This is a genomic window from Sphingobacterium sp. 40-24, from assembly GCF_001899705.1.
Lineage (GTDB): Bacteria > Bacteroidota > Bacteroidia > Sphingobacteriales > Sphingobacteriaceae > Sphingobacterium > Sphingobacterium multivorum.
Genome location: NZ_MKWH01000047.1, coordinates 86,753 through 96,232, shown reverse-complemented (window position 1 = coordinate 96,232; position 9,480 = coordinate 86,753). Strand labels below are relative to the sequence as shown.

Sequence of the window (9,480 nt, the reverse complement as noted above, 5' to 3'; positions counted from 1 at the left end):
CTGCTGTGTTCCCACTTCCCGGGGAAAGAGAAACGGCATCGTGAATAGTAAAGGTGGTATTGTTAGGCCTGAAAGATGCAAAGGGCATTCTTCGCTCTGCTTTTGCCCAATTGAAGACGGTGGGCACACGCGCATCCGACAGAGGGCGAGTCAGCCATCGCCGATGGACGGGGCCGGGCGTAAAGATGGATGGCGAAAGGATCAGAAACATCGGGCGGCATAATCCGGCCGGGATCTTCTGCTAAAAGCCGGCGCGAACACTGTGTGTGGAATCCGTACCGGAAAGGCCGGAAAACTGTGCCACCGGAAAGATCGCATCGGAAAGAAACCGCAACGCAGGATATAACAGGGGACGGACGGATATCGGTAGGGTCGGAAAAGTGGCAGCAAACAGGTTTTGGAATACGCTCTTTTGCAACTATACTTTTTTACCTGTTTACTTAGGGTTAGTTTAGGTTTTAGTTGGGTTTAGTTTAGGTATAGTATAGGTAATAGCTAAGCAAACCCTAACTTATTACTAAGTTAAATATAAACAAAAGCTACCCTAAGGAATAAGGCATACTTAACTCTCCCTAATTTTATTTAGCGAAAGGTGAGTCCGACGCTAAGCCCGCACTCACCCCGCTGCCAGCACGGACAAATGACGTTCCGAACGCGACCATGTCCCCCGGATGCCCCTAAAAAAGGCCAATACCAGACCGAACCGCAGCCGAAAAAATCCGCAGCAACGCTGAAACATGTGAATATCTCAGGAAAACACGCTATAAAAGCACAAAAGAATACTAGGGCTCAGCAGCGGATAAATACACACTTAGAACTCGCCCCTCCCTTAAAAGCTCATATCCTATTATTATGTCCTGTTAGAAGTCAGATATCAAGGTATAATTGAATCACAGCTAAAAACATCTTATTCAATTTAAAAGAGGATAGAACGATTTCTTACAGGAAGTTCATTCAGTTTTCAAAACGTCAAGACAATGACGAGATCCACAAGCTATACCCACTAAACACAAAAGCTCCGAATCATTCACTGCGATTCGGAGCTTCATTTGCGCCAGTTAACCTATTCTAATCTCTTAATGCTGTAAGATCAACCTTAGGCTTGGGTAGGTTCATTTTTTTAATTGCCAGACGACAGGCATCAACCATTTCCTGCGTCATGGCATAGGTATACTTTCCATAATCGTCGTATTCCAAGGTACCAACGAAAAAGAATCCGTATTTATCAAAGAAATCCGTCAAATCCAATTTGGCCACTTCGCAAGCTGTTTTAACAAAATTCAGCTGGTGAACGGCAGGATTACGCTCACCCATCATGCGATCTGAACTCCAATCTGAACGCTGTCTTCTTGGTTTATTCATATTCTGCTGACGGAACGTCTCAAATAGATCGGCATAAAAATCGGGGCGTTTTCCCTCACCCTCAAAATAGAGCTGTAACTGCCAAAAAGGAATCAAACGATCGAATACATCCGGATCGGACAAATAAGAAATTCGTTTTTCAATAATATTGGTCCTCGCTTTCTCAAAATTGTTCTGCTCTGAAACCCGAGTTTTATTACCAAACGAACGTGTTACATATAAGGAGAACAGGTTGTTGCTCACCTCACCCAAGCCACCCCAATTAAACATTGGACGTGTCTGGTGTACGTGGCCCACCTCATGACTGAAACCCCAGCAAGGATCTCCTTTAATTACCGATTCCGGCGTTACCACCATCTTCATCGCGTAACCAACTTTATCGCCCATATAGGCAACCCCATCACCATCACGAAACATGTAATAATTATAGTTCACCCGCGCGAGAATACGATTTTTAGGTACTTTATTATACTTCTCCAGTCCCATTAAGCGATGTTGCCTATACACTAGCGAATCGTAATTACGAATTAGCTCGACACCTTTTCCATAAGCATACTGTTTCAATGCCTCTATTGGATAAGCGGTCTGAATATGCTCGCCTTTTGCATCCATAATGGGGAATACAGCATGATCGATCAGACTATTCCACTCCTTATTTCCCTGTTTTTTAAGATCAAAGTAACCGTTTACCTGTCCTGTCGGAAAATGAACTGTAATGGGGTTTTCCTTTTCAGGCTCTTCAGAGAAATAATCGATATAGGCTAAACTTCCGTAATCCTCGAGCTGGATAATATTCACGCCATTCTGCAATCTGAATTCCTGTTTTTCCAGTCCCCAACCTTTTGGGTCTTTTGTAGGTTCCTGCGGATTGGGAGCTTTTCGCAACCAGTTGGGCACAACAAGGTTTACCTCTTTACCAGCTGCAATACCATCCACGATAACAATATGCTTCCCTTTGGCAAGATACACACCGGTTATATTTTCATATTTACTATAACCGTCACCAATACTTAATTGATGCCCTAAAGTTGTCGGATTCAACAAGGCATAATAGGTTGCATATTTATACTCTTTATTATAGTTGCCATCAAGTATAGACTGCGCGACCCGGCGTAGTGTTGTATCAGCAATCTGACTGAGCTGTTTTTTCTTAATCCCCTTTTTTAGTGTTAACGCCAAAGGATCTTCGAATACAGCAAGATCGGCATAGGTTTGCTTGAAATCCTGAGCGGTTTGAGCCTTCAGATTGGCGCTTAGTATGAGGCCGAGTGCAACAGCAAGAAATTTTCTTTTCATCATAATTATGGAATATGGTTTACAATTCATTATTAATTTTTGCACATTTCCGTCAATGCAAGTTTATACCATCTATATTTTTTGAGCTTATAAATTCATAATTAATAGGAAGAGGAGGCGCACAAAAGCACACCTCCCCTTCTTAATAATTATATAAATTCATCTACTTTACTCTCGTCACTTGTGGAACAATAACATCCACCTGATAAGTACCTGGCACAAATGCCTGAAATGAAAATCTTGCGTTACAAGAATAAGTATTATAAGGTAATCCCAAGCTATCATCAAAATTGACATAAGGAGCAGGGATCCGGTAATAATAATTAAATCCATTCCCTAGAGAAACTAATGGAAAAGGCAAAACCCCATAAACAAACTCCATACGATCATCAAATAACGTTGTGGAAATAGAGTAATCCTGCATAGTTTGTAAATAACCGCCTGCAGTACCTGAGTTAGGACGCCTAGCTATTTCACCATTTTTAGGGTTAAATGGAACACCGTTTTTATCCACTATTTTTACAACAACTTTATTGTCTCCAAGGCCCAAGTAGGTTACTTTAATATGATTAGCATTGCTTGGAATAGATTTTGTCGTCGTTTCAGCACCAACTTTCATCGCGACCGTTGATCTTACAGCAGGAACATCAAAGTATGGTGCTTCAACCAATTTAAACTCACCGATAGCTGGATAAATTTTCGTACCCACAGCGTTCTTTATTTCTAAATCATAAATATAATGACCCTTCGGAAGTTTTAATGTATTTGGCGTCGACTCAATCGCTCCAGAAAATTTGTTGATACTTAATGCCGTCATTACGGTATCTTTTTGTTTAGCAGCAATCAGGTCCAACGTTGTATCAACTTTAGAATCATACAGTTTTTTCCAGATCTTAATCGGAAATGTTTGCATAAAAATATCGGTAACATCTTTTCCAGTTTCCTTTTGATACACTTTAAGCAATTTAACCTCAATTGGTTTACTGGATCCAGCTGGGTTTATTGCAGTTGAAACTTCGGATCTCCCCATTAGAATTTCGACAGGCAATTGTTCATAACGAATGATATCGCTCAAGTTGCCTTCAGGTATTTTTTTACAGCCCACAAGCGAAATTGCTGCGAGTCCAATACTATATAATAATTTACTTTTCATAGCCCTTAACGATAATAGAATAAAACATGGGAATTATTTAATACATGTACTACACCTGTGGTCGTTTGCGCATTAGAAGTTTGAACCAATGTTCTGTTGCCGACAGGTGGGATAATGGTCTTAACATCAAAAACATCTCCAATTGACTGATAAAGGTAAGTGAACATGACGACCTTCGGCAAAACAGTAGAATTTTCATTATAGCCTAAAGCAGGATCTCGTGTTTCCTCATAAGAAATGATAAAATTGCCCCCCTTGTTATTTTTATATTTTTTGCCCGATGCAGTAAGTTTATCATTCGTCAATTGTTCTTTTGTAATATACACATCAATTGAATCTGCAAATCGACCCAGTTCATACTTCATGATTGAATCTACTGTCCACATTTTTTTAGGATCAACTTTTTGGACTTGTTTTGTCCGAGCCTGCACATAGTTATAAACATCATAGTCTGTCGGAGCAAAAAAAGTAATCCCTTGCGCGTTGATCTTATCCTTCACACCTGCTTTATCAATCAACATCAAAACAGTATCAAACACACCATACTTATTACTTTTCATCCAATCATACGTTGTCATATTGATCTTTGGATTATGCAACTCTCCGCCCACAAAATAGTCATTCTTTTTGCATGAGCTAATAGCTACTATAATTCCAAGCAAACAAGCTATATTTAAAATAATCTTTTTCATAATTTCCTTATTAATGATTTCTCCACCAAGGGTTTTGGGTCAGCAATTCGTTTTGCGGCAATAAATTACGCATATCCAGCGGCCAATAATATCCTTTGTTAGCTATTCTATCTTGCGAATATGCCGAGTATTCATCAAATTGTTCAAACATGTTCATCCGAATCAAATCGAATTGAATGATTCCTTCTCCAATCAACTCTCTTCTCCGTTCTTTGAATATCTCTTTAAACAATTCCTCTCCAGAAACTTGTATTTCTTCGAGGCCAGCTCTTTTTCTAATTGTATTCAGGTCATTCAATGCAAGCGCTTGCTTACCGTTCTTATAATAAGCCTCCGCCCGCAGCAGGATGATATCGGCGAGACGAATGAGTACCAGATTATTGCTAATCGCATATTTACCTTCCCTGTATTCAATTTTATTATCGTACTTGCGAATGCTTCTTAATTCCGACCCATCCGGAAAAGGCAAAGACATTGAATCTAACCTTGCTTCAGGTTTATCAAATTCACTGTCAAGAAATTCAGGTTCAATATACCAAGCGGAGCTGCTACCTTTACCGGGAATAGTGGCACTTGTTAGAAATCTACTAAAGAAATCTTCGGTAAATTCATTGCCGCTCTCGCTATAGAGCATATTCAATTCGAAGATTGATTCTTTAGAGTTACCCAACCATATCTTCCGATAGTCTTTGACATCTTCTAGTGCATATCCAAGCTTTAATGTCTCATTCGTATACTTCTCCGCATTAACATAGTCATGTTCCCAAGCACAAACCTCCGCCATCAGTGCATTAGCAGCACCCTTAGATGCAAAACTCTTTGTCGAGTTTTGTTGAAGATTAGCGATCGCAAACAATAAATCCTCCTTACAAAATGCTAAAGTTTCCTTTTCTGCTGTCCTTGCCATATCAGGAATATTCTGAGGATCTTTAAACGTTTCTTTAACCAATAGTACATCTCCCCAAACCCGCTGCATGTAGAAATAGGTAAATGCTCTCAAAAATCTTGCATTCGCGATGTAACTATTTTTCTCTGCTTCACCGTCACTGAACAATTTATTGTCCATCCCCTGAGCCTGATCAACAATCAAATTACATTGATTGATTACACCATAAAAACGCGTCCAGTTCCAAAGACTACCCTCCAAGTATGCTGCGTAGCTAAAAGTATAAGGTCCCTTTGCCCCACCCTCTCTTGAAAGCTCTTTCATATTCCAATCATCACCCGAGCGATGCATTATTCCAGATGCGATATCCCCAAATATGAAATACGATCGATCTGCCCTAAGCGAGTTACGCAGCAATGCATATGCACCAAGTGTTGCCCTATTTACATTTTCGCCATCTTTCCAAAACACCTCATCGTAAGTGCTATTTTCTGGCTTTAAGTCCAGATATTTCGAACAAGAGGAATTAAATAATAAAATTCCTGATATTCCGACTAATGATAATATATATTTAAATTTCATTTTGATCGTTTTTTAAAAGTTGACTTCTAGACCGATTGTATATTTCCTAGGCAATGGATAAGCCCCGCCGCTATATTCCCCTTGCGGTGTCACCAATTCAGCATCAGGGACTGAAGCTTTCTGAAAAGTATGGAGATTATCCACCATACCATAGAATCTTATATTTCTAGCTCCTATCTTTAACCGTTCCACGACATTTTTAGGTAAAATATACCCGACAGAAATTGTCTTAATTTTGAAATAAGTACCATTTTCATTAAACATCGTGCTAAACGGAAGATACTGATAGAAATAACTTCCATAGGGAGATATCGAAGGAAAATTTGCTTGATAATTTGGATCCTTTGCCTTTTCAGGTGTCCAGTAATCCAAGCCTTCTAGATCAGGTAGCCTATTGTTTGTAAACTTATTTACACTACCACCAATAGCATTAAATTGGTTGCTCTTTAAATTGTTAATAATATCACGCCCGATGGTAAAGGTATTTAGCATACTAATTGAAAAACCTCTGTAGATAAACTCATTAAACAAGCCCCCCGTAATGCGCGGATTCGGGTTACCCGTTAACATCAAGTCACCATCCGCTGCTCCTTTATCTTCGTCACTCCATGTATCCCAATCTTGATTTACATCCGCCCAATTTGGGAATCCAGGTTTTACAACATAATTTCCTTTAAATACCGTCATAGGTTTGCCCGTCACTGGATTTACAGGAATTTGATCTTGATTCGAATACACGCCCTGATAGATCATTTGAGCCCATCTATATATAGGACTCCCTACCGTATACAACAATTGTTGATTCCAACCTCTAGAATCGGCATAGAAACTACGATCTCCAAATGGCAATGAACCGATTCTATTTTTGTTAAAAGTCATATTTAGATTAGTATTCCATTGCAATGCACTCGTTTTAGGCAGATTTCTTGTCATAATAGTCAGGTCAATCCCCTCATTATAAACGGTCATTGGCACGTTAAACGACAACTTTGTGTAACCTGTGTAATATGGGAATGAGAATCCCATAATTGGATCTTTCAGAGTTTTTCGATAAGCATCGAACGTCACTGTTAAACGATCATTGAAGAGCCCCAAGTCAAATCCAATATTTGTTTGCTCAGATTTATTCCAGGTCAGATTTTTTAATGTCAGCGGTTTTTTAAAGGATGGCACCGCGAATGTAGTTCCATTGTATGTGTCCGATGACAAGGCCCAAACGTTATAAGGTGCATAAAAATCTTCCGGAAGGACACCTGATTTACCCCAGCTTCCTCTCAATTTAAGCATATTAACCCAATCAAATTTTTTCATAAAATTCTCATCAGAAATAACCCAAGCAGCTGACAATGCAGGAAAGGATCCCCATTTGGTATTAACACCAAATCTGGAAGAAGCATCTGAACGCCAAGAGGCATTAAAGATGTACTTTGATTTAAAATCATAGGAAAACTGTCCCATATAAGATAGAAGCCCAGACTCCACCTTGTTTGTACTTGCTATTAAATCTTTTGTTGCAACGCCTTGGATTACATGAATATCGTCTGTGGGCAGATTATATCCTTCTGTTTTATGGGACAACTGCTTATCATATTGAAAAGATTGTAACGCCGTTAAATTAATCGTGTGTTTTTCATTAAATGTTTTTACATAATTCAATACGTTTGCAATATTGTAGGTATAGGCATTTCTCCCCGTTGATGCAGCATAGTTGATACCTTGATTAAGTTCACGAGGTTGAAATTGATTTCGGCTATCCATATTTGCCTGTACTGAGCCCTCCAATGAATATTGCAATCCCTTTATGATATCGACATATGTTTTTGAAAAAATATTGATATTATCGGTCTGATTATCATCCGTTAATTTATCATATTGCCCTAAGTAGAAATCATAATCTGCCTGACCAAGTCCGACAAAAGAAGAAGGCATCTCCCCTTGATTCACCGGAACGACCTGGTCAATACCTCTACCAAGTCCACGTTTGCGGTTTATTCTTGCTGCAGACACCATAAAATCCGATTTGATAATAGGTGAAAGTGTAAACCCAAAATTACCTCTTATCGAGTACCGCTTAAATCCAGTGTTACGCACAACACCATCCTCATTATAGTAACCCGCAGATAATCTGTAATTAACAGACTCGCTTCCACCTGCAATACTCGCATCTGCGTTATCAATATTTCCTGTTGTATAAAACAAATCTTGCCAATCCGTTGCATTATTGTAGCTACTATTCAAACTGTCTGTTAAGGGCTGCGTAAATCCACCCATCTGAGCCCATGAAGCATATTGACTTAGAATATCCATCTTTGTCCTTCTTTCTGTAGCTCCCCCTAAGGTTCTTTGCAATTGCGGCCTTTCCGTAATTCCCCTGTAATAGGATGCTCTAATTGATGGCTTTCCTACCCGGCCCTGTTTTGTTTTGATCACAATAACCCCATTCGCACCACGAGAACCCCATACCGCTGTCGCTGCAGCATCTTTCTGCACAACAATACTTTCAATATCGTTGATATTGATACCCGCAATATAATTGGTTCCTGTAGCTGATGACCCACCTAAGTCAGAGACTGATAGTGGCATCCCATCAATAATATATAGTGGAGAGCTCATTGTATTTGCCAAGTCGACCTCACTATTCAGATCGGGGGAAATTGTGGTATTACCACGCACAGTAAACGTATTCCTCGCTCCAGGCTCTCCTGTAAAGTTTTGGATATTGACACCTGCGACCCTTCCTTGCAACAAGCTCTCGAAACTCGGTGCAGGCAAATCTTCAATCGTCCGGCCTGAAATAACCTGAACAGCACTAGTCGTCTTTTTAACAGACTGTTTTTGATATCCAACAACCACAACTTCTCCTAAGAAGGAGTCATCTTTTTGAAGGACTACGGCAGGAGCCTGTTTTGTTGTCACCTGGACCTCCAGCTTTTTAAAGCCGACACCAGAAAAAACCAATGTTACGGGAAGGCTTTTTACGGCCAACGTGAATGAACCTTGCTGATTTGTAGACGCTTGATTCGTTGTTCCTCGCTCTGTGACGGTCATACCCGCCAACGGCTGCCCATTTGCATCTCGAACAGTCCCTTCCACAGGGATTGTTTGGCCGAAAACATGAAAATAGGACATCACCACGAGAATAATAATAGGTAGAATTCTCTTCATATTAATTTAGTGTTAGTGAAGTGAAGGTAGATCAAAAATCCTGATGTCACAAAAAAGAAGGGGCAAATAAATAACTATTAGAATATTAAATTTCAGAATAACACAATCAAACGATTGCGCTACTTTTACGCAATCGTTTGAGTAAATTTTACAAAAAGCTGAATTTGTATCAAAGAGATCAGATTAGCGCTATTTAAACGTTATCTTAAGATGAACGCTGTAAAAACGCTTCACAAATATTAACAAACAGCACACAATTGTAAGCTGCATTGAAATATCCTATTAGTTAATCAATATTACTAACTTTATATACTCGATCATTTTAAAATTTAATCAATACAATC

Annotated in this window: 6 protein-coding genes; 1 reads left to right on the top strand and 5 read right to left on the bottom strand. The window is 39.4% G+C overall.

Going from position 1 to position 9,480, the window contains the following annotated elements; genetic code table 11:
• Positions 1 to 223 (top strand): hypothetical protein (locus BGP15_RS18295; protein WP_286770427.1); only part of this gene is annotated, 223 nt, incomplete at its 5' end.
• Positions 224 to 1,068: 845 nt separating this feature from the next.
• Here the strand turns inward: BGP15_RS18295 and BGP15_RS18290 are convergent.
• The 5 genes from BGP15_RS18290 to BGP15_RS18270 all read right to left on the bottom strand — a co-directional run bounded on the left by BGP15_RS18290 (position 1,069) and on the right by BGP15_RS18270 (position 9,136).
• The gene (locus BGP15_RS18290) at positions 1,069 to 2,661 is read right to left on the bottom strand and encodes a M60 family metallopeptidase (protein ID WP_286770426.1); all 1,593 of its coding nucleotides are present in this window, start codon (positions 2,659 to 2,661) and stop codon (positions 1,069 to 1,071) included.
• A 160-nt stretch (positions 2,662 to 2,821) separates the two neighbouring features.
• The gene (locus BGP15_RS18285; RefSeq protein ID WP_286770425.1) at positions 2,822 to 3,811 is read right to left on the bottom strand and encodes a DUF5007 domain-containing protein; all 990 of its coding nucleotides are present in this window, start codon (positions 3,809 to 3,811) and stop codon (positions 2,822 to 2,824) included.
• Positions 3,812 to 3,816: 5 nt separating this feature from the next.
• Complete coding sequence (locus BGP15_RS18280; protein ID WP_286770424.1) at positions 3,817 to 4,503, bottom strand: hypothetical protein; 687 nt, start codon at positions 4,501 to 4,503, stop codon at positions 3,817 to 3,819.
• A 10-nt stretch (positions 4,504 to 4,513) separates the two neighbouring features.
• Entirely contained in the window at positions 4,514 to 5,971 is a 1,458-nt protein-coding gene (locus BGP15_RS18275) for a RagB/SusD family nutrient uptake outer membrane protein (RefSeq protein ID WP_286770423.1), read from the bottom strand.
• Between the two features lie 12 nt (positions 5,972 to 5,983).
• A complete protein-coding gene (locus tag BGP15_RS18270) occupies positions 5,984 to 9,136 on the bottom strand; it encodes a SusC/RagA family TonB-linked outer membrane protein (protein WP_286770422.1) in 3,153 nt (1,050 codons plus the stop codon).
• Positions 9,137 to 9,480: the final 344 nt, after the last annotated feature.

Excerpts from the sequence above, each read along its gene's own strand:
- BGP15_RS18280 (WP_286770424.1), bottom strand. The coding sequence starts at position 4,503 with ATGAAAAAGATTATTTTAAATATAGCTTGTTTGCTTGGAATTATAGTA.
- BGP15_RS18275 (WP_286770423.1), bottom strand. The coding sequence starts at position 5,971 with ATGAAATTTAAATATATATTATCATTAGTCGGAATATCAGGAATTTTA.
- BGP15_RS18285 (WP_286770425.1), bottom strand. The coding sequence starts at position 3,811 with ATGAAAAGTAAATTATTATATAGTATTGGACTCGCAGCAATTTCGCTT.
- BGP15_RS18270 (WP_286770422.1), bottom strand. The coding sequence starts at position 9,136 with ATGAAGAGAATTCTACCTATTATTATTCTCGTGGTGATGTCCTATTTT.
- BGP15_RS18290 (WP_286770426.1), bottom strand. The coding sequence starts at position 2,661 with ATGATGAAAAGAAAATTTCTTGCTGTTGCACTCGGCCTCATACTAAGC.